The sequence below is a fragment of the Nocardia testacea NBRC 100365 genome (assembly GCF_000308775.1).
Taxonomy (GTDB): Bacteria; Actinomycetota; Actinomycetes; order Mycobacteriales; family Mycobacteriaceae; genus Nocardia; species Nocardia testacea.
The window spans coordinates 1-24510 of record NZ_BAGJ01000260.1; the positions used below are offsets into that span (position 1 = coordinate 1).

20 protein-coding genes are annotated in these 24510 nt (G+C 70.3%); 13 read left to right on the plus strand and 7 right to left on the minus strand.

From position 1 onward, the window contains the following. Positions 1-5199, minus strand: a 5199-nt coding sequence (locus ON38_RS37180; protein ID WP_039827997.1) for a type I polyketide synthase, incomplete at its 3' end; no start/stop codon positions are given. 1292 nt (positions 5200-6491) lie between these two features. Here ON38_RS37180 and ON38_RS27700 point away from each other — a divergent pair. Continuing rightward, a complete protein-coding gene (locus ON38_RS27700; RefSeq protein WP_083873145.1) occupies positions 6492-7829 on the plus strand; it encodes an MFS transporter in 1338 nt (445 codons plus the stop codon). On the opposite strand, the gene ON38_RS27705 is transcribed toward ON38_RS27700, so the two are convergent. After that, positions 7770-8429, minus strand: a complete 660-nt coding sequence (locus ON38_RS27705; RefSeq protein ID WP_083873146.1) for a response regulator — start codon at positions 8427-8429, stop codon at positions 7770-7772. The genes ON38_RS27700 and ON38_RS27705 overlap by 60 nt on opposite strands. Beyond that, positions 8426-9439: a HAMP domain-containing sensor histidine kinase gene (locus ON38_RS27710; RefSeq protein ID WP_051165308.1), complete on the minus strand. Its 1014-nt coding sequence runs from the start codon at positions 9437-9439 to the stop codon at positions 8426-8428. The genes ON38_RS27705 and ON38_RS27710 overlap by 4 nt, the downstream gene beginning before the upstream one ends. A gap of 175 nt (positions 9440-9614) precedes the next feature. Here ON38_RS27710 and ON38_RS27715 point away from each other — a divergent pair, with 175 nt between their 5' ends. Genes ON38_RS27715 through ON38_RS27725 form a run of 3 tightly spaced genes read left to right on the plus strand, consistent with a single transcriptional unit; the run spans position 9615 to position 11695 of the window. Continuing rightward, positions 9615-9890, plus strand: coding sequence for a cation:proton antiporter regulatory subunit (locus ON38_RS27715; protein WP_039828031.1), 276 nt, complete (start codon positions 9615-9617; stop codon positions 9888-9890). Next, the gene (locus tag ON38_RS27720) at positions 9887-10384 is read left to right on the plus strand and encodes a CBS domain-containing protein (protein ID WP_245564269.1); all 498 of its coding nucleotides are present in this window, start codon (positions 9887-9889) and stop codon (positions 10382-10384) included. The genes ON38_RS27715 and ON38_RS27720 overlap by 4 nt, the downstream gene beginning before the upstream one ends. A gap of 27 nt (positions 10385-10411) precedes the next feature. Continuing rightward, positions 10412-11695: an ArsB/NhaD family transporter gene (locus tag ON38_RS27725; protein WP_039827999.1), complete on the plus strand. Its 1284-nt coding sequence runs from the start codon at positions 10412-10414 to the stop codon at positions 11693-11695. A gap of 46 nt (positions 11696-11741) precedes the next feature. On the opposite strand, the gene ON38_RS27730 is transcribed toward ON38_RS27725, so the two are convergent. Beyond that, positions 11742-13064 carry an NtaA/DmoA family FMN-dependent monooxygenase gene (locus ON38_RS27730; RefSeq protein ID WP_039828000.1) on the minus strand — a complete coding sequence of 441 codons (1323 nt, stop codon included), beginning with the start codon at positions 13062-13064 and terminating at the stop codon, positions 11742-11744. Between the two features lie 105 nt (positions 13065-13169). Then, complete coding sequence (locus ON38_RS27735) at positions 13170-13868, minus strand: NAD(P)-dependent oxidoreductase (RefSeq protein WP_039828001.1); 699 nt, start codon at positions 13866-13868, stop codon at positions 13170-13172. A 60-nt stretch (positions 13869-13928) separates the two neighbouring features. Here ON38_RS27735 and ON38_RS27740 point away from each other — a divergent pair, with 60 nt between their 5' ends. Beyond that, on the plus strand, positions 13929-14321 hold the full coding sequence (locus ON38_RS27740) for a winged helix-turn-helix transcriptional regulator (RefSeq protein ID WP_039828002.1): 393 nt from the start codon (positions 13929-13931) through the stop codon (positions 14319-14321). Here ON38_RS27740 and ON38_RS27745 read toward each other — a convergent pair whose 3' ends face one another. After that, positions 14322-15746: a WGR domain-containing protein gene (locus ON38_RS27745; RefSeq protein WP_039828003.1), complete on the minus strand. Its 1425-nt coding sequence runs from the start codon at positions 15744-15746 to the stop codon at positions 14322-14324. Between the two features lie 197 nt (positions 15747-15943). On the opposite strand from ON38_RS27745, the gene ON38_RS27750 reads away from it, so the two are divergent. The 8 genes from ON38_RS27750 (at position 15944) to ON38_RS27785 (ending at position 23217) form a co-directional block, all read left to right on the plus strand. Then, entirely contained in the window at positions 15944-17119 is a 1176-nt protein-coding gene (locus ON38_RS27750) for an NAD(P)/FAD-dependent oxidoreductase (RefSeq protein WP_039828004.1), read from the plus strand. 111 nt (positions 17120-17230) lie between these two features. After that, a complete protein-coding gene (locus ON38_RS27755; RefSeq protein ID WP_039828005.1) occupies positions 17231-18175 on the plus strand; it encodes a TIGR03564 family F420-dependent LLM class oxidoreductase in 945 nt (314 codons plus the stop codon). Positions 18176-18343: 168 nt separating this feature from the next. Then, positions 18344-19219, plus strand: a complete 876-nt coding sequence (locus ON38_RS27760; RefSeq protein WP_039828006.1) for an ABC transporter permease — start codon at positions 18344-18346, stop codon at positions 19217-19219. Further along, positions 19216-20277, plus strand: coding sequence for a taurine ABC transporter substrate-binding protein (locus tag ON38_RS27765; RefSeq protein WP_039828007.1), 1062 nt, complete (start codon positions 19216-19218; stop codon positions 20275-20277). Before ON38_RS27760 ends, ON38_RS27765 begins: the two co-directional genes overlap by 4 nt. Beyond that, positions 20274-21062 (plus strand): ABC transporter ATP-binding protein, encoded by a 789-nt coding sequence (locus ON38_RS27770; RefSeq protein ID WP_039828008.1) that lies wholly within the window; start codon positions 20274-20276, stop codon positions 21060-21062. Before ON38_RS27765 ends, ON38_RS27770 begins: the two co-directional genes overlap by 4 nt. A gap of 118 nt (positions 21063-21180) precedes the next feature. Then, complete coding sequence (locus tag ON38_RS27775; RefSeq protein ID WP_039828009.1) at positions 21181-21576, plus strand: nitroreductase family deazaflavin-dependent oxidoreductase; 396 nt, start codon at positions 21181-21183, stop codon at positions 21574-21576. A gap of 75 nt (positions 21577-21651) precedes the next feature. Further along, positions 21652-22623 carry a prolyl aminopeptidase gene (gene pip / locus ON38_RS27780; RefSeq protein WP_039828010.1) on the plus strand — a complete coding sequence of 324 codons (972 nt, stop codon included), beginning with the start codon at positions 21652-21654 and terminating at the stop codon, positions 22621-22623. Between the two features lie 153 nt (positions 22624-22776). Next, the gene (locus tag ON38_RS27785; RefSeq protein WP_039828011.1) at positions 22777-23217 is read left to right on the plus strand and encodes a nuclear transport factor 2 family protein; all 441 of its coding nucleotides are present in this window, start codon (positions 22777-22779) and stop codon (positions 23215-23217) included. A gap of 32 nt (positions 23218-23249) precedes the next feature. Here ON38_RS27785 and ON38_RS27790 read toward each other — a convergent pair whose 3' ends face one another. Next, complete coding sequence (locus tag ON38_RS27790; protein ID WP_051165303.1) at positions 23250-24410, minus strand: alkane 1-monooxygenase; 1161 nt, start codon at positions 24408-24410, stop codon at positions 23250-23252. Positions 24411-24510 lie beyond the last annotated feature (100 nt).

Here is a 24510-nt window from a genome sequence, read left to right on the forward strand (position 1 = left end):
GGTCAGCGCGGCCAGCCGGTTGCGGAACTCCACCCCGCCCAGCGAATCGAACCCCAGCTCGGCGAACAGCGCGTCCGGGTCCACCGCCGCGGCCGAACTGTGCCCCAGCACCAGCGCGGCCAGCGACCGGATCTCGTGCAGGACCAGGTCGTAGTGCTCGGCTTCGGGTGCCGTCGCGAGCCGCTGCGCCAGCGATCCGGTCTCCGCCGCCGGCGCGGCGGCCGGCGCCCGCACCAGATCGCGCAGGACCGGCGGCAGCACCCCCGAGCGCGCGAGCGCGGTGAGTGCTTCGATATCGAGCAGTGCGGTGAGGGTGAGCGGATGGCCACCGGCGAGCGCCCGGTCGAACAGGGCCAGGCCCGTCTCCGCGCCGATGGGCACCAGACCGAGCCGGGTGCGGATCTGGCGCACCATGTGCTCGGCCCCCGCCTCGCCGAGCCCCGCCGCCATGCCGATGGTCCACAGGCCCCAGGCCAGGGTGTGCGCGGGTAATCCGGCGGCCCGGCGCTGCTGGGCGAGTGCGTCGAGGAACCGGTTCGCGGCCGCGTAGTTGCCCTGGCCCTGCCCGCCGAGCAGCGGCGCGGCCGAGGAGAACATCACGAAGGCCGACAGATCGTGCCCGAGGGTGAGTTCGTGCAGGTTCAGCGCCGCATCGATCTTCGGCCGCAGGACCCGGTCGAGCTGGTCCGGGGTGAGTGTGTCGATCGTGCCGTCGTCGATGACGCCCGCGCTGTGCACCACCGCGGTCACCGGATACTCGGGGCCGACCGAGTCCAGCAGCGCGGCCAGCGCCGCGCGGTCGGCGATATCGCAGGCGGCGACCCGCACCCGTGCCCCGGCCGCGGTGAGTTCGTCGACCAGTTCACCGGCCCCCGCGGCCGCCGGCCCGCGGCGGGAGACCAGCAGTAACTGCCGTACCCCGTGTGCCGAGACCAGATGCCGGGCCACGAGCGCGCCCAATCCCCCGGTGCCACCGGTGATCAGCACCGTACCGGTACCGAAGGTCACCGGTCCGGCATCCGGCGCACCGGCCCGCGCCAGCCGGGGCACCAGCGCCCCGGACTCCCGGACGGCGACCCGGGGTTCGCCGAGAGCGACGGCGTCGAGCACCGTACGCGAGGTCAGCGGGTTCGTCCCGGTGAGGTCGAGTTGGACGATCCGGCCCGGATACTCCGCCTGCGCGCAGGCCAGCAGACCGGACACGGCCGCCGCCGCCGGATCACAGAACTGTCCCGGGATATCGGCGGCATCGCCGGTCACCGCGACCAGCGTGCGCTCCCGGGTTCGCTCATCGGCCAGCCAGGCGCGCACTGCCGCCAGCGCGGCGCCGACCCGCGCCCGCGCCACCGCGGCCGTCTCCCCGGTCCCGCCGGCCTCGTCGGTCCGCCAGACCACGACTCCGGGAGCGTCGGATGCCGCGAGCAGCGCGCCGAGCCCCGGGTACACCTCCACATCACCGGTGACGGGGACGGCGCCCACCGCCGCGACCCGGCCGCCCACCGCCGCGGCCGGTGCGGGGGCCGGGGTCCAGGTGAGGGTGTAGAGCGGATCGGTACCGGTCCGGGACCGGTGCAGCATCCGGGTGTCGACCGGCCGGGCCAGCACGGATTCGATCGTGGCCACCGGATTCCCGGCGGGATCGACCGCGTCCACGCGGACCGAGTCGGTATCGACCAGCCCGACCCGCACGCGCACCGTATCGGCCCCGGGCCGGGACAGCCGCACCCCCGCGTAGGAGAAGGGCAGCGGCACCTTCCCGGCGTCGGTATCGGCCAGCCGGTCCAGGGCGGGATGGAAGGTGGCGTCCAGCAGCGCCGGGTGGATGCGGAAGGACTGCCCGTCCAGCCCCTCGGGCAGGCGCAGCTCCGCGTACACCTCGTCGCCGGAGGTCCATGCCGCCCGGACGTCCTGGAAGGCGGGACCGTAACCGAATCCCATCTCGGACAGGCGTTCGTACAGTCGCGCCGGGTCCAGCGCCGCGGCGCCCGCCGGCGGCCACACCCGCGCATCGAACCCCGGCCCGGCGTGCCCGGTCGCGGCGGGGGCCAGTACGCCCACCGCGTGGGTCGTCCACGCGGTCTCACCGGTGGACTCGCCGGCGGCGCGGGAATGCACGGTGAAGCGGCGGCCGCCGTCGCTCGCGGCGGCCTCCACCACGACCTGGATGTCCACGGCGGCCTCGTCGTCGAGCAACAGCGGCGCCTCCAGGACCAGCTCGCGGATCGTCTCCGCGGCGAGCCGGCTCCCGGCGTACAGCGCCAGTTCGACGAACCCGGTACCCGGGACCAGCACCGTCCCGAAGACCGCGTGGTCGGCGAGCCACGGGTGGGTGCGCGTGGAGATCTGTCCGGTGAACAGCCACTCGTCCCGGCCGGCGAGCGGATGCGCCGCGCCGAGCAGATGTCCCGAGGGCTGTCCCGGCGTGCCGGTCCCCGGTTCCAGCCAGTACCGCTGACGCTGGAAAGCGTAGGTGGGCAACTCGGCCCGGTGGGTGACCCGCCCGGCGAACAGCGGCTGCCAGGCGACCTCGAGCCCGGCGTTGTGGGCCTGGGTGAGCATCCGGGTGAACTGGGTGAGCTCGTCGGCCGTCCGCCGCGCCGCGGCCGCGACGAGCGTCCCGGCCTCGATCTCCGGACGTTCGGCGAGACATTCGCGGGTCATCGCGGTGAGTACCGCGTCCGGACCCAGCTCCAGGAAGCGTCGCGCACCTTTTTCGACGAGCGTGTCGACGGCGGCCGCGAAGCGCACACAGCCCCGGACCTGCTCGACCCAGTAGCCCGGTCCGGCCGGGTCCGCCCCGGTCGCCGAACCGGTGGCGATGATCGGGATCGACGGTGCACGGTAGGTCAGACCTTCGGCGACCGAACGGAACTCCGCGAGCATCGGTTCCATCAGCACCGAATGGAAGGCGTGGCTCACCCGCAGCCGGGAGTTGCGGATCCCGTCACCGGCCAGCAGCTTCTCGACCGCGTCGACCGCGTCCGCGGTCCCGGAGAACACCACCGAGCGCGGGCCGTTGACCGCGGCCAGGGACAGGGTCTGCGGATGGTCTGCCAGCAGTTCGGCCGCGTCCGCCGCGGTGAGCGCCGCCGCCAGCATCGCGCCACCGGAGGGGAGCGCGCCCATCAGCCGGCCGCGGGCCGCGACCAGCGCACAGGCGTCACCCACCGACCACACACCCGCCACATGGGCGGCGGCGAGTTCGCCGATGGAATGTCCCGCCACCAGATCGGGGGTGAGGCCGAAGGATTCGAGGAGCCGGAACAGCGCGACCTCGTAGGCGAACAGCGCGGGCTGGGTGAACTCCGTCCGGTTCAGCAGTTCCGTCGCCTCGGGGTCGAACATCAGCGCCCGCAGCGAGCGCCCGAGCAGCGGGTCGAACCGGTCGCACAGCTCGTCCAGGGCTGCCGCGAACACCGGGAAGGCGCGGTAGAGCTCGCGGCCCATCCCGGCCCGCTGGGCGCCCTGCCCGGTGAACAGGAACGCGGTCCGGCCGGGTTTCGGGCCGGATTCCCGTGCCGCGCCCGCCCCGGTGGCCAGGTCGGCCAGCCCCGCCAGCAGTTGTTCCCGGTCGGCGCCGACCACCGCCCCGCGGCGGTCCCACCGGGTCCGGTGGCCGAGCAGGGTGGCCGCGACGCTCCACAGGTCGGCGGTGGGCCGTTCGAGCAGCCAGTGCCGCAGCCGATCCGCCTGCGCCCGGAGCGCGTCGTCGGTTTTCGCGGAGAGCAGCAGCGGGACCACGGTGGTGGTCGCGTGCGGGGCCGGAGCAGCGGGGGCGGCGGTGTCACCGGCCGGCTCCGCCGGCGCCTCTTCGATGATGACGTGGGCGTTCGTGCCGCTGATACCGAACGAGGACACTCCGGCCCGGCGGACCCGGCCGGAACCGGCCGGCCACTGTTCGGCCCGGCTCAGGACCCGCACCGCCCCGGAGGACCAATCCACGTGCGGGGACAGCTCTTCCGCGTGCAGCGATTTCGGCAGCACCTGGTGGCGCAGCGCCTGCACCATCTTGATCACGCCGCCCACGCCCGAGGCCGCCTGCGAATGGCCGATATTCGATTTCAGCGAGCCGATCCGCAGCGGCCGGTCCGCGCGCTCCCGGCCGTAGGCCGCGAGCAGCGCCTGGGCTTCGATCGGATCGCCCAGCGCGGTCCCCGTCCCGTGGGCCTCCACCGCGTCCACATCCACCGGTCGCAGACCCGCGTCGGCCAGCGCCGCCGCGAGCACCCGTTCTTGTGACAGGCCGTTGGGCGCGGTCAGTCCATTGCTGGCGCCGTCCTGGTTCACCGCCGAACCCCGCACGATGCCCAGCACGGTATGCCCGGCACGGCGGGCGTCCGACAGACGCTCCAGCACCACCACACCGACTCCGTCGGCCCAGGCCACCCCGTCGGCGGCGGCCGAGAACGATTTGCACCGGCCGTCGGCGGCCAGACCGCGCTGCCGGGCGAAGTCCAGGTACAGCGTGGGGGTCGCCATGACCGTCACCCCGCCGGCCAGCACCAGGGAGGCCTCGCCGCGGCGTAGCGCCTGGCAGGCGAGATGAATCGCCACCAGCGACGACGAGCACGCCGTATCCACGGTCACCGCCGGGCCTTCCAGTCCCAGCGCGTACGACACCCGGCCGGAGGCCACACTGGCCGCCGAGCCGATGGACACATACCCTTCGGCCGCCGGCCCGGACGCCTTGGCGATGGTCCCGTAATCCTGGTACGCCACCCCGGTGATCACCCCGGTCGCGCTGCCGCGCAGCGAGGCCGGGTCGATACCCGCGTGCTCGAGCGCCTCCCACGAGACCTCGAGCAGTAATCGCTGCTGCGGGTCCATGGCCACCGCTTCCCGGGGGCTGATACCGAAGAAACCGGCATCGAAATCCCCCGCACCCCGCAGGAAACCGCCCTCGCGGGTGTAGACCTTCCCGAACCGATCCGGGTCGGGGTCGAACAATCCGGCCAGGTCCCAGCCGCGATCGGTGGGGAACCCGGCCACCGCGTCGGTGCCGGAGGCCACCAGATCCCAGAGGTCGTCGGGGGATTCGACTCCGCCCGGGTACCGGCAACCCATCCCGACGATCGCGATCGGCTCGTCGAGTCTCTCCCGCAGTTTCGCCAGATCGTCACGCGTCGTCATCAGCTCGACAGTGACCTTTTTCAGGTACTCCAACGTCCGGTCGGAAGAGTCACCGGTGCCTTTGTCCATGTATCACATCCGCAAATTCGAAAATGGGTTGCCAGAAAGCCCGGTCCGGGACCTTCCGGTTTCCAGGAGAATGCTCACGCTGTTCGGGTCGACTTGCTTTACCCGGTAAACCAGTTACCCGGACAAAGGGCCGTCATTGTTTTTCGATCGACCACTGCGGCGACAATGCCGAGAGGTTTGCGTCGAATGTCGTTTTTGTCCCGCCGCCGACCGGCGTGTATGTCAGAGGCGCGGGACGGGGATTATTCGATGTCTTCGGACACTGCACATTATCGTCCGGACCTGCCGGGCCGCCGGTGAATCACCGATAACATCATCGCGAACGACGTTGACAGTTCGTTCCATTCGGGTAAACGAACCGTGGGCGCCACCATCGAATTCACGCACACAACCCGTGGCCACCAGAACCATTTTCCCGTCCCAAGAACGAAACCACTTCTCGATCGGATTCCCCGGCATAGCGGAATCCGTGAGTTCGCCGGCCGGATCCGCCGGCCGCGCAATCACAATGCCACCGTGCTCGAATTCCCGCAACCGGCCCGTTAACGGTAACCGGCCCTTCGCCCGAATGACACTGCGACGCAACGTAAGAGAATTTCCGGCGGCGTTGGCGCCGCGTTTCCCCGAGAACCCCGCGCGCACCGCGCCGGCACCCGCGGCCGCACCGAACCGCACACCCGATCGCCGCACCCCCGGCGCCCGGGCCGCCGTCACCACCACCGGACCCGACCGGATGATCGGATCCGTCACCTCGACCTCACGCTCGAACTCTCCACATCGCACACATCTGAAAACCGACCGATCAACACGGTCGGAGACGAGTGTGGCAGAGTGCGCGCGGATTCGCAGCCCGGACCCCCGTAACACGTCGCGGCACACCACGGTTCGGGCCGCGCAAACCGTCGCGACCTGGACTTTTCCATCGATCGGTACACCCACCGCCCGCGGCTCGCCTCGACAGTCGGCACCGGCGCCCGCATCCGAGTTCGCCCGGAGACCGGACACCGCCCCGAGCACAGCTATTCGCACACGCGGCAATTCACCAGCACAGCATCCGATTCGCCTCGACGCTGCCGTCGACCGGGCGGCACGGACGGAGAGGTCCGGGCGCCGCGTCTGGTTCGCCGTGGGGGCCACGGCCGTCTCACTCGCCATACGGCTCCTTCAGCGACTCGGCTCGCCGAGCGCCACCAAAGGGCAATTTCGTTCAGCGTATAGGCCTTCCCACCAGTGACGAGACCGCCGGCCGGGGCCTGGGATCTCACCGGCCCGCGGTACGGCACCATCGGACGATGCGAACAGGTGCACGCCGGACCGCCGGTGTCCGGCCGGATAGCACCGAGCGGCTCCCACCCGACTTCTACCGGCTCTGGGGCGCGTTCACCGCCGGCCAACTGGGCAGTGCCCTCGGTGCGGGTGCGCTGCCGCTGGTGGCGATAGTGCTGGTCGGCGCCTCCGATCTCCAGGTCTCACTGATGGTGGCGGGTGCCGGGGTCGCGGCGGCCGCGGTTGCCCTGCCACTCGGCCCGTTCCTCGAGTTCCGGCGCAAACGCCCCGTCATGGCGGGTGCGGGTATCACGGCGTGCGCCGCCCTGATCTCGGTCCCGATCGCCGCCCGGTTCGGCATGCTCACCTACGCGCACCTGTGCGTGACCGCCGCGGTACAGACCTTGTGCTCCGTCGTGTTCAATGCCGCGCGCGACGCGCACCTCAAAGCACTCGTCCCCCGCGTCCGACGGGTTCGCGCCGGCAGCCGGCTGGAAACCACCTTCTGGACCGCGACCACACTCGGCGGGCCGGTCGGCGGACTGCTGGTCACCGTATTCGGGACGACGACCACCCTGATCGCCGATTCACTCGGGCACCTGGTCTCGGCGCTCGGCATCCGCCGGATCCGCACACCCGAAACGCCACCCGCGCAACGGAACAGCGGTGGCCGCACGCCCGCCGGGATCAGAGCCGGCTGGACCTACCTCTTCGCGCACCCCACCCTGCACCGGCTGTTCTGGAACGCCATGCTCTTCGGCGGCTCGCTGGTGCTCATCTCACCGTTGCTGGCGCTGCTCATGCTCCGCGAACTGGGTTTCCCACCGTGGCAATACGGGCTGGCCCTCGGAGTGCCGGGACTCGGCGGACTGCTGGGATCCTGGTGTGCCCCGCGACTGGTCGCCCGGTTCGGCGAACACGCGGTCCTGCTCGGCTCCGGCACGCTGCGCACCTGCTGGCCCGGGCTACTCGTGCTCGCCGGACCCGGACCACTCGGCCTCGCCGTTGTCCTGGTCGCCGAAACACTGCTGCTCTTCTGCGCCGGCGTGTTCAACCCGGTGTTCGCCGCCTATCGCACCGACCACACCGCCGCCGACCATATGGTACGGGTCGGCACCGCCTGGTCGATCAGCGCGAAATGCGTCCAGCCCGCATTCATCGCCCTCGGCGGTGTCCTCGCGGCCGCGATCGGTGTCCGCGCGGCGATCGGCGTGGCAGCGCTGGCGTTACCGGCCAGTACCGCCCTGCTGCCCTGGCGCGCCGGCCACGACGCGCGGCCGGACCCGGCCGGCGGCGGACCGTGCTCAGGGCTCGATCAGTCCCGCGCGGATGGCGTAGCGGGTCAGCGCCAGCCGATCACGTAACCCGAGCTTCTGCAGGATATTGGCCCGATGCCGGTCCACGGTCTTCACACTGATGACCAGGTCGCCGGCGATCTCGCGCGACGAATAACCCTCCGCGACCAGTTTCACGATCTCCTCCTCGCGCGGCGTGAGCAGACTGCGCGGCAGGGGTTCGTCGCGGTCGCCGTGCTGCAACCAGTCGCGGATCAGGGAGTTCACCGCGCCGGGATACAGATAGGACTCCCCGCGCAGGGTCGCCCGGCAGGCCTCGAGCAGGTCGCGGTCCGCCACGGATTTCAGGACATAGCCGGAGGCGCCGACCCGCAGCGATTCGAAGAAATACTGCTCGTTGTCGTACATCGACAGCATGAGGATCCGCACGTGCGGGGCGGCCCGGTGGATCTCGCGGGCGGCCTGGATCCCGGTCATCCGCGGCATGGCGATATCCAGGATCGCCAGGTCGACGGGGAGGTGATCGATCTGCTGCACCGCCTCGTGACCGTTGGCGGCCTCGGCGACCACGGTGAGATCGGGTTCGGCGTCCAGGATCAACCGCAAGCCGGAGCGGACGAGCGCGTGATCGTCGGCAAGCAGGACTCGGGCCACGGCCGGGTTCGTCACGGCGTGCTCCTTTCGCCTCGATGTGGGATACGCAGGCAGATCTCGGTGCCACCACCCGGCGGCGACTCGATGGCCAGGGTGGCGTTCACCAGCAGTGCGCGTTCGCGCATCCCGCGGATACCGGCACCGTCCCCGGCCACCCCGCCGCATCCGTCGTCGGTGACCCGCAGCATCAGCGAATCGCCGTGCACCCGCAGGCTCAGCCCGACCCGGTGGGCGCCGGCGTGCCGGGCGATATTGGTCAGGCTCTCCTGGGCGACCCGATAGCAGACGAGTTCGATATCGGGGTGCAGCCGCGGCAGTTTCCGGTCGACGTCGCGGGTCACACCGATCCCGGCCGTCGAGCTGAACTCGCTGCACAACGCGCTCAGGGCGCTGGAGAGCCCGAGATCGTCGAGCACATCGGGCCGCAGCCGCCGCGCGATCCCGCGTACCTCGTCCAGGCAGGAACGCACGGTCTCCTGGGCGCCGTGCAGGACGTCGACGACATCGGCGGGGGCGCGGTCGGCGGCCCGCTTCATCGACAGCAACGCCACTGTGAGACTCTGGCCGATCTCGTCGTGCAGTTCGCGCGCGATCCGCCGGCGCTCACCCTCCTGGGCGGCCAGGGCCGACGCGCTGGCCGCCGCCCGCTCGGCTTCGAGCCGGTCGACCATCGCGTTGAACGAGTCGATCACCCGGGACAGGTCACCGTTGCCGCGCTCGTCGAGCCGACCACTGCGCCGCAGCGGGTCCACCCGGCGCATGGAGACGACGAGCTGGTCCAGTGGAGCCAGGCTGGTCCGCAACAGGAAGGCGTTGGCCGCCAGGATCACCACCAGCCCCACCGCCAGCACCGGTATCTCGGTCAGCCGCACCCGCGACGAGACGGTCGCCGGCGAGACCGCCAGCACCAGGGTGCCGAGGGTGAAGACCAGTCCGTTGATGAGGAAGATCCGCCGGAACAGCGCGTCGACCGGGGTCCGGGTATGCCGCCGGAACAGGCCGTTACCAGTGTCCGGACGGTCCATGACCTCAGTGTGGCCGCCGGCACGCGGGCTGTCCATGGGGTGTGACACCCATCTTCGGGGCCCGCCGCTACACAATGCCGGCCACCGGAGATGGGTAGCGGCACCGATGGCCGGTGACACCGCCGCGCACCGAGACTGGGACCCGGGAAAACCGGCTGCGGGAGGAGCGTTCGACGTGGACATCGACCGCGGCACCATACCGGGCCAGGGCACCGTGCACCACCTGCTGACCCGCAGCGGTGATCGCTTCGCCCTGGTCACCGGCACCGACGGCGAGAAACACCTGCACGTCTACCGCACCGCCCGCGACGAACCCGTCCACTCCATCGCACTGGGCCCGGACGAAGCCGATCAGCTCGCCGAACTGCTGCACAGCAGCCCGCTGCCCGACCGGGTGGCCCGGCTGGAACGGCTGATGGACCGGTTCACCGGCGACAGGTTCCGGTCATGACCACCCTCTCCCCGCACGCGCGACGGGACCATCCGATGCAAGCACACGAGATCGCGGTCGCGCTGCCGACCGTTCGCACCGGCGACCCCGTCGCCAAGGCCATGCGGTCGATGGTGGTCAACCGGCTGCCCGGCCTGATCGTGGTCGACGCGGCCGGCCGGCCCGTCGCGGTCCTGCCCGGCACCCAGGTGCTGCGGCTGGCCATCCCCAGCTCCTATCAGGACGATCCCGCGCTGGCGCGCACCATCGACGAACTGCACGCCGAGCTGTTCTGGCGCGAACCCGGTGATCTCACCGTGGGCGACTGCCTACCCGAACACGCGCCGCGCCCGGCCGTGGTGCACCGCGACGCCACCCTGCTCGAAATCGCCGCCCTCATGGCACAGCGGCACAGCCCGTTGGTCGCGGTGGTGGATCGGAACCGGACCCTTGTCGGCGGCATCACCCTCGAACGACTACTGATCAGCCTGGCCGTCGCCGGGCCCGACGACTGATCCGCCGGGCCGAGGGGAGCTGCGCCGATGAACCAGATCCTGGCGGTCGTCGTATTCGTCGGGGCGTTCTGGTTCATCGCCACCGAACGCGCGGACAAGGTGAAGGTCGTCCTGGTGGCGGCCGGGGCGATGACCGTGCTCGGTCTGGTGCCCGGCGAACAGGTCTTCTACGACCCGCACGTCGGCATCGACTGGAACGTGATCTTCCTGCTGCTCGGCATGATGATCATCGTCGGCGTCATCAAGCAGACCGGGCTGTTCGACTTCCTCGCCATCTGGGCCGCGAAACGGTCTCACGGCAGCCCGTTCCGGCTGCTGGTGATGCTGATGATCATCACCGCGGTCGCCTCGCCGCTGCTCGACAATGTCACCATCATCATGCTCGTCGCGCCGGTCACCATCGTGGTGTGCGGGCGGCTGGGGTTCGCCGCGCAACCGTTTCTCATCGCCGAGGTGCTCGCCGCCAATATCGGTGGCGCGGCCACTCTGGTCGGCGATCCGCCCAATATCATCATCGGCAGCCGGGCGGGCCTGACGTTCAACGATTTCCTGCTGCACATGGCCCCGGCCGTGGCGGTGATCTTCGCGCTGTTCGTGCTGTTCACCCGCTGGCTGTTCCGCAAGCATCTGCGCGAGCGCTCCGAGCACATCGAGACAGTGGCGGCCCTGCAGGAACGCCGGGCCATCACCGACCCGCGCCTGCTCACTCGTGCCCTGCTCGTACTGGCCGGGGTCGTGGTGGGATTCGGCCTGCACTCGGTGCTGCACGTGGCGCCGTCGATCATCGCGCTGCTCGGCGCGGGCGCCATGGTGCTGATCTCCCGTCTCGATATCGGCGATATCCTGCGCGAAGTGGAATGGGGCACGCTGGTGTTCTTCATGGGCCTGTTCGTGATGGTCGCCGGTCTGGTGCACACCGGTGTGATCGAGTTCCTCGGCGACGCCGCCGTCGCGGCATTCGGCGACAATCCGCTCTTCGCCTCGGCGGTCCTGGTTTTCGGTTCCGCCGTCGTGGCCGCGTTCATCGACAACATCCCCTATACGACCACCATGGCCCCGGTGGTCGAGGGGCTGGTCGACCGGACTCCCGACCACGGGCAGAGCCGCGCGCTGTGGTGGGCGTTCGCCTTCGGCGCGGATTTCAGCGGCAACGGCACCGCGGTCGCCGCCAGCGCCAATGTGGTCGCCCTCGATATCGCGCGCCGGGCCGGCCACCGGATCACGTTCTGGCAGTTCACCAGGTACGGCATCGTGGTCACGGCGCTCAGCTGCGTCCTGGCCTGGGCCTATGTCGCCGTCCGGTATTTCTGAGCGACCACTGCCCACCGGCTCGGCCACGTGGTGGTCCGGTACCGAGCTATACCGCCACGCGCTCGGTATCGGCCTCGGGGAGCGGCGGCAGTTCGAGGTTCTCCCGGAGGGTGGCGCCCAGATACCCGGAGCCGACGATATCGCGGCGGCGCAGTTCGGGCAGTAGACCGTTGGTCACGAAATCCCGGGTGCGCGGATCATCCAGGCCGCCCAGCGAGATGATGTCGAGCACTCCGGCGCGATACCGCTCTTCGATGTCGTCGGCCAACTGCTCCGGCGTACCCGCCGCCGACCAGTGGCCGGTGTGCCGCGCTTCCAGGATCAGCTCGCGCAGGGTGCGCCCGGAACCGGCGAGACGCGCGAAGATCTCCACCCGCCCACGCCGGCGATGCACCGAATCCACCGTGGGCACAAGGTTTTCCGGCAGCGGCCGGTCCAAAGGGAGATCGGAGAGGTCGACCCCGCCGCCGAGCATATCCGCGAGCAGCCGGCGGCCGGCTTCGAGATCGAAGGACTCCTCCTGCTCCCGGACCAGCCGCGCGGCCTCGGCTTCGGTCGCGCCGTAGGTGGCGTGGAAGGAACTGAAGATATACGGCAACCCCGCCGGCCGGCCCAGTTCCAGGGCGCGGGCCCGGATCTTGTCCGTGTACGCGCGGGCGTCGTCGAGTGTGGTGAGCGAGGTGAACACGACTTCGGCGAAACGGGCGCCGAGTTCGATCCCGCCGGCCGACTGGCCGGCCTGGAATTGCACCGGGCGTCGCTGCGGCAGCGGCGGAATGTTCAGCGGACCGCGCACGGTGAAATACTCGCCCCGGTGGTCGATCGTGCGCACCCGGGCCGGATCGAGTACGGCGCCTCCGCGGCCGTCCGGGGTGAGGGCGCCCGGGCCCCACGAGTCGAAGAGGGCGTGCACCACTTCCAGTGATTCCGCGGCGCGCGCATAGCGCTGTTCGGGCCCGGGCAGGTCCGCGTCGCTGTAGTTCTCCTCGCCCAGCGACGAGGTCACGGCGTTCCAGGCGGACCGGCCGTTGCTCACATGGTCGAGGGTGCCGAACAGCCGGGCCAGATTGTAGGGGTGATGGAAGGTGGTCGTGACCGTGGCGATCAGGCCGATATGCCGCGTCACCGAACTCAATGCCGAGAGATAGATCAGCGGCTCCTGCGCGCCGATCGCCCCCTGCGCGCCGAAGCCGAGCAGATCGGCCGCGAAGAGCGCGTCGAACCCGTGTTCCTCGGCGACCTTCGCGACGGCGATCGCGGTGTCGAGCGTCGACCGGCCCGGATCCACCGCCGCCGCGTAGATATCGGTACCGCCGCTGACTCCGGTGACCGTTTTGAGATGCCGTCGAGGTCTGCTGCGCGATACCACCTTCCGACGATAAGGCGCTGTTCCGGGCATCGGGCAGCCTTGCGCTCACCGTGATTCGGAGTGCGCGCGCACCGCGGCGCCTGGCCCGAAAGGATAGGTTCCGGCTCACCGGTGTGCCGCGGGAACCACCGCGGCACGGGCACTGTGCACCGTGGGCTCGCCGATCTGGTCGGCCACTGCCCTGGCATACCGCGCGTGGGTGAGTTCCGTGGTTGCCTGCCGCACGCTGACCGGTCCCGTGAGCAGCCGGTACTCCCCCGCCGTGTCCGCGCCGGCGCCGAGCCCGGCGGGCGGGGTGAGGACGGCCCAATCCAGTGTGGTGAGCGCGCGCAGCGCGGTGAGCTGGCGCAGATGTGCTTCGGCGAACGGACGCAACCGGGGCGGGAAGAGATCAGCGTCGTCGCACAGGTGGCCGCCCGAGTCCAGCTCCAGGGTCGCGGCCAGCCCCACCGCGACGAGACGACGCCGCTCCCGGTCCCAGTGCCGCTCGATACCGGCGACGATATGCGCGTAGTAGTCGATATCGAAACCGTCGAACGAATCCGGCGGCGCCGTGAAGGGCGTCACCGCCAGTACCACCGCGTCCACCCCGCGCAGCAGCGCCGCCGATTCCGCCGGATACCGGGCATCCCCCGCGAACACGCTCAGGTCCGCCGGCAGGTCCCGGCACCGGCCGGGTTCGCGCACCACCCCGCTGACCTCGTGCCCGTCCCGCAGCAACGCGGCGGCGACGGCCCGGCCGACCCGTCCCGCCGCACCGAATACCGCGATATGCCGCCGACCGTTGTCCGAAGTGGTGCCCATGCCCGTGACGGTAGGCCCGACCCGCCCGGTGACCGCAACGTAACTACCTACACTGAAGCGGTGACCAGGCCCGAAACCAAGCTGCCCACCTTCGACCCGGCCTGCCCGATGAGCAGTTTCCCGATCCGGATCGGTGGGAAATGGACGGCCATGATCGTCCTGTCCCTCGAGGACGCGCCGCAACGTTTCGGGGTACTGCGGCGGCATCTGCGGCCGGTGAGTGCCAAGGTCCTGGCCGAGACGCTGGCGGCGATGGAACGTGACGGGCTGCTGTGCCGCCGCCCGGTCGGGGCCACCGACGATCAGGGCGTCGAGTACGAGCTGACCCCGCTGGGCCGCTCCCTGCTCGGCGTGATCGAACACGTCCGCGGCTGGGCCCGGGAGCACCTGCCCGAAGTGATGAGCGCCCGGGCCGTTTCCGACGCCGCCGGGATCGACGCGCGCAGTGCCTGATCAGGTCAACCGGCGGATATCCCCGCGCACCCGGTAGAAGCCGCCGCGCGCCGACTCGGCCACCCCGTCCACCACATAGCGGGTGCCGGCCTGCCGGATATCCCGGGGGAACTGCACATTCCATTCCCGCCGGTAGCCCGGCGAGACGATATGGACCCGCAGACGCCCGCCCACATCGATACATTCGACGACCACGCCGCCTCCGGCGTCGGTGGCCACCTCCACGGTGCTACTGGGCACCACGGCGGTCAGCGACGGCGCCTTCACCGAAAGGGTCTGCGGCAGCACACCCTGTTCGGCGTCGCGGACCGCGGTCTCGCTCACATCCAGGCAGGCCAGGGTGCCGGCGGTGGTGACCAGGTACAGCCGGTCGTCGTGGTACTGCATCGAATACGCCGAACCACAGCCGGTACCGAGTTTCCAGAGCCGGCGGCCGTCGGCGTCGAAGCAGTACACCGAGGAGTAGTTGTCGCCGGCGAAGACATAGCGCCCATCCGGCGAGGCCGCGCACGAGTACACCGCGGCATCGCACTGGAACGCCCGGTCCGCGCGGCCACCCTTGTCCAGCATGCGCACCTGGTTGCGCGCGGTACCGGCGTACACCGCCGCGGCCTCCTGCCAGCCGAACAGCACCGCGCCACCGGTGCCGCGGTGCCACCGGTGGTCACCGGAGCCCAGATCGTATTTCGTGACCCCGCCCGAATGCCCGTGGTACACCCCGTCCGCGTCGATCCGCACCATCCAGCCCGAATCGCCCTGGCTGCGCCGCGACCACAACGATTCCTCTTCGTGGTCGATCACGGTGAGGCCACCCTGCACGTCGGAGACGCCGAGAATGCCGTCGTGGATATCGAGCCAGTAGATATCGACGTCGGCGGCGATATCGTAGGCCGCCCGCGGCACCTTGCCCGACAGATCGTAGACCCGGCCGTCGTCGCAGCCCGCGTAGATCCAGAAATCGTCGGCGACAATGCATTTGACCGCATCCGGCAGCCGGAAGCGCCCGGTCACCTCGCCCGCCGGGGTGAGCGTGAAGACGTCGCCGTTCTCGTTGCCCACCCAGCAGCGTTCGGAGTCGATGAAGATACCGAACGCCGCGGCGCCCGAATCGAAGGTCCACAGCACCGGCGCGGTCCGGGCGGTGGAACGGCCACTGGTGATCGCGCGGCGGGTGACCGGCCGCGCCGCCCGCGCGCCCGGGACCGCGGGGGCATAGCCCCTGCGGACCTTCTCGCCGATCTTCTTCTGCGCGGCCGCCTGCGCCTTCCGGGCGTCGGCGAAGGAGCTGACCTTGCTCTGCCCCTGGTCACCGATCCGCCCGTACCGGATGGTCACCTGGGTACCGTCCACGGCGACCTCGTAGAACTTGTGCGCCGATCCTCCTTCCTCCGACAGTTCGAGATAGGTCGTGGTTGCCGTGGTCATACTGGTCCCGCTCGTCGTCGTTGCGCTTCGACGCGAAAATTAGCAAGCGGCACCGACATACGGAGCACCGTCGCACCGTCTCCACGGCACCCGCGGGTCCGGGCGCCCGGCACCGGCCGATGACCCCGCTCACACCGCGTCACGAACGGCCCCCCGGTCTCGTCCTCGGTAACAGAAACCCAGAGAACGGAGCCACCATGCCCCACCAGCGCACCCATGTGGTCGTGATCGGCGGCGGATACGCCGGAACCCTTGCCGCCAACCGGCTGCGCCGCCGGCCGGACCTGAAGATCACTCTGGTGAATCCGCGACCGGACTTCGTCGAACGCATCCGGTTGCACCAGTTCGTCGCCGGCACGGGAACGGCGACCACCGGCTACGACACCCTGCTCGCCGCCGGGACCCGCCTGCTCGTGGACTCCGCCACCCATATCGATACCGCCGCCCGCACCGTCCGCCTGGCCTCCGGTACCACCCTGGACTACGACTACCTCGTCTACGCCGTCGGCAGTACCGCCGCGGGTCCGGCGGTGCCCGGTGCGGCCGAGTTCGCCTATCCGCTGGCCGAGTACGAGCAGGCGCAACGCTTGCGCGAGGCGCTGGCCCGCGCTGCCGGGGACGCGCCGGTCACGATTGTCGGTGCGGGCCTGACCGGGCTGGAGACCGCCGCCGAACTCGCCGAACAGGGTGGCCGGACAGTGCGGTTGATCTGTGGCGGCCTGCTCGGACCCGCGCTCAGCGCGCCCGGCCGCCGCTCGGCGGCCGGGCGGCTGCGCCGGCTGGGTGTGGAGGTCCTCGATACCGCCGTCGTCACCGAAGTGCGGCCAAGCGCAGTCGTTCTCGGCGACGGCACCGTGCTGCCCAGCGCGGTGACCGTCTGGACCGTGGGCTTCGGCGTGCCAGACCTGGCCCGGGCCAGCGGCCTGTCCACCGACGAGCTGGGGCGGCTGCGCACCGACGAAACCCTCACCAGCGTCGACGACGACCGGGTGATCGCCGCCGGGGACGCGGCGGCGCCCTCCGGACAGCCCCTGCGGATGAGCTGCCAGGCCGCGATCCCACTGGGCGCCCAGGCCGCCGATACCGTGCTGAGCCGGCTCGCGGACACCGCCGCCACCCCTATCGACCAGGCCTTCACCGGGTCGGCCCTGAGCCTGGGGCGCGGCGGTGCGCTGATCCAGGTGGCCCGCCGCGACGACACACCGGTGAATCTCTTCCTGGCCGGCCGGATCGCCGTGGCGGTCAAGGAAGCCATCTGCAAGGGCACGCTCTGGCAACTCCGGCGCGAAGCGCGCAAACCCGGTTCCGCGCTCTGGTTGAAAGGTGGCCGGAAGGCGACCGGCCCGGCGGCCACCGCCGCTGCCCGGTCGTGAACCACCGCCGCCGGGGCGGACACGATATCGCCACCGCCGGTGACTGTCACGGTTCCGGCGCACACTGAACGAGACGGAATACCTACGGCCGGTAGCGCTGTTGGCGCCGTCATGGCACTCAGCGCACCGATCGGCATCGCCCTCGCTCCCCGGCCCGCCGCGGCCGATGCCGTCGACGATGTGATCGACCGGGCCCGCCTGCTACAGCGGCTGGGGATCGATCGTGTCTGGTTCGGACAGCGTTTCGATGTCGATGCCCTGGTGCTGGCCGCGGTGGTCGGGTCGGCGGTTCCGGGTCTGCATGTCGGCACCTCGGTGGTCCCGATCAACCCGCGCCATCCACTCGTGGTGGCGAGTCAGGCACAGACCGCGCATGCCGCGACCCATCGCCGATTCACCCTCGGCCTCGGCCTCGGCGCGCCCGGTCTGGAAGAACCCGCGTTCGGTATCCGCACCGAGCGGCCGATCCGGCGGCTGCGTGAGTACCTCACGGTGCTGCGCTCGGTATTCACCACGGGGACGGTCGATTTCACCGGCGAGACGGTCACCGCGGTCCCGCCGCTGTCGGCGGTGGTGGCCGGCGGCGACGATCCCGATATCGTCGTGGCGGCCATGGGTCCCCAGGCCGTCGCCGCCGCGGGCGAACTCGCCGACGGTATCGTGCCGTTCCTGGCCGGGCCGCGCACCCTCGGCGACGAGATCGTGCCGCGCCTCGCCGCCGCCGCCCGAACCGCGGGCCGGCCCCGCCCCCGCGTGATCACCGGTGTCGCGGTGGTGGTGACCGATCGTCCGGAACGGGCGCGGGCCCGGGCCGCCGAGCAGATGGCCTTCTACGACCGCATCCCGTCCTACCGCGCGGTCCTGGCACGCGAAGGCGTCGCCACCGCGGCCGAGCTGGCCGTGATCGGCACCGCGACCGAGGTCGAGGCACAACTGCGCCGCTACGTGGCCGCGGGCGCCACCGAACTGCTGATCACCCAGACCGACCTCGGCGGCCCCGAGGACGAACTGGCGACCTGGCGTTTCCTCGGCTCCCTCGGCGGCATCCCGGCCTGATCCGGACACCGGGTTTCGCTCACGCCGCGCGCAACCCTGCCGGCCGTCCGCCGCGCCCGGTACCGTCCCCACTCCCGCCGGTCGCCGACGATCGGCTCAGCGGCCCTGGTCGGGCGGAAGTGTGGAGTGTGTCGTGACCGACATGGGGCGAATCGTCAGGGGTGCGCGGTGACCGCGACCGATCTCACGCCGGCCACCACCGCCCCACCGGTCCCATCCGGCCGCGGCGCCGGCTACCGGCGCCTGATCCGGCCGTTCGCGACCAGGCTTGCCGCCCTGGCGCTGGTACTCGTGCTCTGGGTGCTGGTCACCGCGGCCGGTCTGGTCGATCCGCTGTATCTGCCCTCGCCCGGTGCGGTCTGGGACGCCTTCGTCCGGGCCAATACCCGGCATCGGATCGCGCCGGGCGTCGACCGGATGGTGATCGGCGAACAGAACTACTACCTGTGGGAGCATCTGGCCGCCAGCCTGCAGCGCATCGGCGCCGGGGTCGGACTGGCCGTGCTGGCCGGGCCGCTCACCGGGTTCGTCATGGGCATGCTGACCCCGGTCCGGCTGATCACCGAGCCGATCCTGAACTTCCTGCGCGCACTGCCTCCGCTGGGCTACATCGGATTGCTGATCGTCTGGTTCGGAATCGGCGATGTCTCCAAGATCTGGCTGCTCTTCCTGGCCGCGTTCCCGCCCATCGCCATCGCGACCTTGAACGGCGTCACCGGCGTCAAACAGGATTACCTGCACGCCGCCCGCTCGCTCGGCGCCGGTCGGGTCCAGGTGATCACCCGCGTCGTACTGCCCGCCACCCTGCCCGAGGTCATCGGCGGGATCCGGCTGGCCACCGCGTTCGCCTGGACCACCGTGGTCGCCGCGGAACTCAACAACGGCATCCCCGGTATCGGCGGGCTCGCCTATATTTCCGGCACGCAGCTGGACACCCCGCTGACCATCGCCTGCATCATCGTCATCGGTTGCGCGGCGCTGGCCCTCGATTCCCTCCTGAAACTGGCCGGCGATGTGGCGGTCCCCTGGAAAGGCAAGGCATGAAACGCACACTTCGGAGCGCCGCCGCGCTACTGCTGGCCCTCGGCGTGACCGCCACCGCCGGCTGTGTCGAATCCGGGCGCGGCGACAGCGGCGCCCGGGACGGCGCGGCGGCCTGCCCGTTCGCCCCCGACACCGGTGTCACCGCGACCGCCCGCATCGGCTACCAGGCGATCCCCAATGCCGACCTCTTCGTCAAGGATCGCGGGCTGCTGGAGGCGTGCCTGCCGAACGCGACCGTCACCTGGAGCCAGTTCTCCTCCGGCGCCGATGTGGTGCAGGCGTTCGGGGCGGGCAGTATCGATATCGGCACCCTCGGCTCCAGCCCGGCCACCAAGGCGGTCTCGGCGCCACTGAACCTGCCGGTGCGGGTGCTGTGGATCCACGATGTGATCGGGGAATCGGAATCCCTGGTGGTCAAGGACAAGGGGGTCACCTCGCTCGCGGGTCTGCGCGGTAAGCGGGTCGCGACGCCGTTCGGCAGCACCGCGCACTACAGCATGCTCGCCGCGCTCGGCAAAGCCGGGCTGACCGGCCAGGTGAACCTGATCAATCTGCAACCGGCCGCGATCCCCGGCGCCTGGTCCGGCGATCAGATCGACGCGGCCTGGGTCTGGGATCCGACCCTGTCCGAGCTCACCGAGGCCGGCGGCACCGTCCTGACCTCCAGCGCGGAGACCGCGGCCCAGGGTGCCCCGACCTTCGATGTCGCCGCGGCCACCACCGCCTTCCTCGACCGGAACAGCGCGTTCGCGGCGGTGTGGGCGAAAGTCCAGAACTACGCCATCGAGCAGGTACGCGACAACCCCGAGGACGCCGCGGTGGCGATCGGCGCCCAGCTCGGGATCGACCCGCGGCTGGCGCGCCCGCAGCTGGCCGGCTACACCTACCCGACCGCGGCCGAGCAGGCCGGGCCGGAATATCTGGGCGGCGATTTCGCCGGTGCGCTGCACAACACCGCGGAATTCCTGCTGAGCCAGGGCGGGGTCGAGGCGGTCGGCGGCGAACAGTCCTACCGGGAAGCCATCTACCCGGACGCCGCGCGGGCAGCGGCACAGTGACCGCCACGAACCACCGGGTGGTCCTCTCCGCGGTGAGCATGAGCTACCCGGGCGGTGGATCGCCCACTCAGGTGCTCGCGCCCACCGACCTGACCATCGAGAGCGGTGAGTTCGTCTGTGTGGTCGGCCCGTCCGGCTGTGGTAAGACCACCCTGCTGAACATCCTGGCCGGGTTCCTGACCCCCAGCGGCGGCACGGTCCGGGTCGGTGACCGGCCGGTGACCGGACCGGATCCCGATCGCGGCGTCGTCTTCCAGCAGCCGACCCTCTATCCCTGGCTGTCGGTCCGGCGCAATGTCGAATTCGGGCCCCGGGTCCGCGGCATCGAGCGCGCCCGGCGACAGGCCGAGGCCGACCGCCTGCTCACCCTCGTCGGCCTCGACCGGCTCGGCGAGCGGCGCCCCTACGAACTGTCCGGCGGCCAGCAGCAGCGCGTCCAGATCGCCCGCGTCCTGATCAACGATCCGCGAATCATTCTGATGGACGAGCCCTTCGGCGCCCTCGACGCGCTCACCAGGGAAAAGCTCCAGGGCGAACTCCTGGCACTGTGGCGGGAACGCCGCAGCACCGTCCTGTTCGTCACCCACAGCATCGACGAGGCGCTGCTGCTCGGAACGCGGGTCATCGTCATGGGCGCGCGGCCGGGCCGGATCATCTACGACGAACCGACCGAGTTCAAGAGCGATCTCGGCGACGCCGGTTTCACCGAGGTCCGCGCCGACCCCGGGTTCATCGCCATGCGCGACGAACTCGCCCGGCACATCTACACCGCCCACGCCGCCTGAACACGCGCCCTCCGACCGGCGCCGGCCCGGGTTCCCTCGTCTCGGACACCGTCGAGCTACCGAAAGATCCACCCGCGGACGGATGTCCGCCGCATCACGTGCTCGTAGGCTCGGCGAGATGACGGAGACCGGCGCTTCGCTGCCGCACTACTTTCCTGATTGGATCGACCGGTTCGGTGTGCGGTTCGTGAACCCGTGGATGCGGCGCCTCGCCCCCTCCCTCCCGGGCTACGCCGTGATCGAGCACACCGGCCGGAAATCGGGAACCCGGTACGAAACTCCGATCTGCATTTTCCGCAGGGGCGGGGCCGTGGCGGTGGTTCTGCTCCACGGCGAGACCGACTGGGTTCGGAACGCGGTGGCCGCGGGACACGCCCGGTTGCGGTGTCGCGGTGGCGTGCTCACCGTGCGTGCGCCGCGAGTGGTACCGCCGCGCGCCGCCACGGCAGAGGTCGCACCTCTCGCACGCCTGGGCAATCGGGTGGCCGGGATCATCGTGTTCGATATCGGCTGATCCGCCGGTGCCACCGCGCGAAGCCCGGCACCGGCCACCGCGGAGCGGCGGCTCGCTGCCCACTACCGTTGCCCCGTGACCGCTTCCGGAGCCCCGCAACCTTTTCCCCCGATCGAACCCTACGATTCGGGCCTGCTCGAGGTGGGCGACCGCAACCGGATCTACTGGGAGACCAGCGGCAACCCGGACGGCCGCCCCGCGCTGGTGGTGCACGGCGGTCCCGGCAGCGGCGGCCACCGCGGTGCGCGCACCGGGTTCGACCCGGAGGTGTTCCGGATCGTGCTGTTCGATCAGCGTGGCTGCGGCGAGAGCTTGCCGCACGCCGCCGATCCGGCGGTCGATATGCGGCACAACACTACCGAACATCTGCTCGCGGATATGGAAGCGCTGCGCGAACATCTGGGCATCGAGCGGTGGTTGCTCTACGGCGGCTCCTGGGGTTCGACCCTGATCCTCGCCTACGCCGAACGGCACCCGGAACGGGTCACCGCTATCGTGCTGGTCGGAGTGACGACCACCCGCCCGCAGGAGATCGACTGGCTCTACCACGGCCTGCGGCTGCTGTTCCCGGTCGAATGGGAACAGTTCCGCGCCGGCGCCCCGGCCGGGGTCCAGGACACGGAGCTGGTGGAAGCGTATCGGCGACTGATGGAAGATCCGGACCCCGAGGTCCGCGCGCAGGCCGCCCAGCAGTGGTGCGCATGGGAGGACGCCGTGATCGCGCACGAGAATCTCGGCACGCCCGGCCAGTACAGCGCGAAACCGGATGCGTCCCGGCTGGCCTTCGTCCGGATCTGCACCCACTATTTCGCCCACGCCGCCTGGCTCGCGGACGGCAGCCTGCTGCGCGACGCCCACCGGCTCGCGGGTATCCCGGGTGTGCTCGTCCACGGCCGGCTCGACCTGTCCGCACCGTTGCGCACCGCCTGGGAACTCTCCCGCGCCTGGCCCGACGCCGAGCTACAGATCATCGACGACTCCGGGCACACCGGCAGCCCTGCCCTGCGCACCGCCGTTCTCGCCGCAATCGCCCGCTTCGCGAATTGATCCGGATATCGCGTCCCGCGCGGGCCCGGCACGCAAGAATCTGCGCGGCAGTATGGCTCGTGACCTCCGGTGGGTACAGCGATGCCGGCCACCCGCGAACGCCGTGTCCGATTACCGCTGGCAGATCGTTCACCGCGCTCCGATAGTTGTTCCATGACCGCAACCTCCGCACAGTCGGCCAGGCACGTCCTCGAAGGTATGTATCGAGCCGAAGCCGAGTACCTCGCCGCCGGCGGCCCCGGCCGCGCCTCGTTCACCACGCTCGCGCCGTTCTTCGCACCCGAGGTCGAACTCCACCAAGCCGACGGTCTCCCGTACGGCGGCGTCTGGCGTGGCCACGCCGGTATGCAGCGATTCTTCCTCGCCATGAGTGCCACCTGGGACCGTTTCGACATGGCCGAGCAGACGATCTTGTCCGAGTCGGGCCCGCTCGTCGTCCTCACCCACGTCCGGGCGCGGTCCCGCGCCACGGGACGAGAACTGAACTTCCCGATGCTGCAGACCATCACCGTGGCCGGCGGACTGATCACCGAAGTGCGGCCGTTCTACTGGGACACCGCGGCCGTCACCGCCGCCTGCTCCCCGGCTCCGTGAACCGGAAACCGATCCGGCACACCGCTACGCCGTCACACCAGCAGTTGCCCGGACTCATCGGACAGTTCGGCCGGGCATCGTCGCGGCTTCCGGTTGACGAGGTTTATGTCGCCGCTGTAGTGGGCGAGGAGCCGATGATCCATGACCGCGCGCCACAGCGGTGGAACGGCGGCGAGCAGGACCATGGTGGCGTAACCGAACGGCAGCTGCGGGGCCTCGTCGGAACTGCGCAGCGTCTGGTAGCGGCGGCCGGGATTCGCGTGGTGGTCGCTATGCCGTTGGAGGTGGAGCAGGAAGATATTGGTGACCAGGCGGTCGCTGTTCCAACTGTGGCGGGGTGAGCACCGCTCGTACCGGCCGTCGGCGCGGCGGGCGCGGAGCAAACCGTAGTGCTCGAGGTAGTTCACGGTCTCGAGCAACCCGATGCCGATCACCGCCTGCAGCACCAGGAACGGGAGAACGACGGGGCCGAAGGCGAGAACCATCGCGCCGAACAGCACGACGCTCATCGACCACGCCTGCAGCAGCTGATTGTCCCGGCAGAACCACCTCTTGCCCTTACGGGACAGACGTTCCCGTTCCAGCGTGAGCGCCGAACGGAAACCACCCACCGCACTGCGCGGTATGAAAGCCCACAGCGGCTCGCCGAAGCGAGCGCTCGCCGGGTCCTCGGGGGTGGCGACGCGGACATGATGGCCGCGATTGTGCTCGATGAAGAAATGACCGTAACCGGATTGCGCCAGTGCGATCTTCGCCAGCCAGCGTTCGAGACGTTCCACCCGGTGCCCGAGCTCGTGCGCCGCGTTGATGCCGATACCGGAAACGATTCCCAGCGTGACGGTCAACCCCAGTTTGTCGACGAGCCCCAGTTCGGCACCGGACCACATGTATCCCGCGATGGCCAGACCGACGAACTGCATGGGCAGGAAGAGAAACGTGCACCAACGGTAATAGCGGTCGTTGGACAGGGCCTCGTAGTCTTCGTCGCGTGGACTGACCCCATCGCAACCCACCACGATATCCAGCACCGGGATCACCACGAACACGAGGATCGGGCCGATCCACCAGAACAGCGCGAGCCCGGTGACGTGCACCAGTTGCCCCGGTAGTAGCGCGCAGCCGGGTGCCAGAGTGCTCAGAATCCAGAGGTAGCGTTTGTGATCGCGCGCGTTTCCGCGTCTGAGAGGTGTCATATCCGTCTCGCTCGTTCAACCGGTCATTCAATTGGGTGGAAACACGGGAAACGCTGAAAACGCCGCATATATCGGTACGCCCGGCCGGGGCCGGTCCGGA

Coding starts and splice junctions, on each gene's coding strand:
- ON38_RS27710 (WP_051165308.1), bottom strand. CDS start 9,439: ATGGACCGTCCGGACACTGGTAACGGCCTGTTCCGGCGGCATACCCGG.
- ON38_RS27720 (WP_245564269.1), top strand. CDS start 9,887: ATGACCACCCTCTCCCCGCACGCGCGACGGGACCATCCGATGCAAGCA.
- ON38_RS27755 (WP_039828005.1), top strand. CDS start 17,231: ATGGCACTCAGCGCACCGATCGGCATCGCCCTCGCTCCCCGGCCCGCC.
- ON38_RS27735 (WP_039828001.1), bottom strand. CDS start 13,868: ATGGGCACCACTTCGGACAACGGTCGGCGGCATATCGCGGTATTCGGT.
- ON38_RS27785 (WP_039828011.1), top strand. CDS start 22,777: ATGACCGCAACCTCCGCACAGTCGGCCAGGCACGTCCTCGAAGGTATG.
- ON38_RS27775 (WP_039828009.1), top strand. CDS start 21,181: ATGACGGAGACCGGCGCTTCGCTGCCGCACTACTTTCCTGATTGGATC.
- ON38_RS27765 (WP_039828007.1), top strand. CDS start 19,216: ATGAAACGCACACTTCGGAGCGCCGCCGCGCTACTGCTGGCCCTCGGC.
- ON38_RS27750 (WP_039828004.1), top strand. CDS start 15,944: ATGCCCCACCAGCGCACCCATGTGGTCGTGATCGGCGGCGGATACGCC.
- ON38_RS27700 (WP_083873145.1), top strand. CDS start 6,492: ATGCGAACAGGTGCACGCCGGACCGCCGGTGTCCGGCCGGATAGCACC.
- ON38_RS27745 (WP_039828003.1), bottom strand. CDS start 15,746: ATGACCACGGCAACCACGACCTATCTCGAACTGTCGGAGGAAGGAGGA.
- ON38_RS27790 (WP_051165303.1), bottom strand. CDS start 24,410: ATGACACCTCTCAGACGCGGAAACGCGCGCGATCACAAACGCTACCTC.
- ON38_RS27725 (WP_039827999.1), top strand. CDS start 10,412: ATGAACCAGATCCTGGCGGTCGTCGTATTCGTCGGGGCGTTCTGGTTC.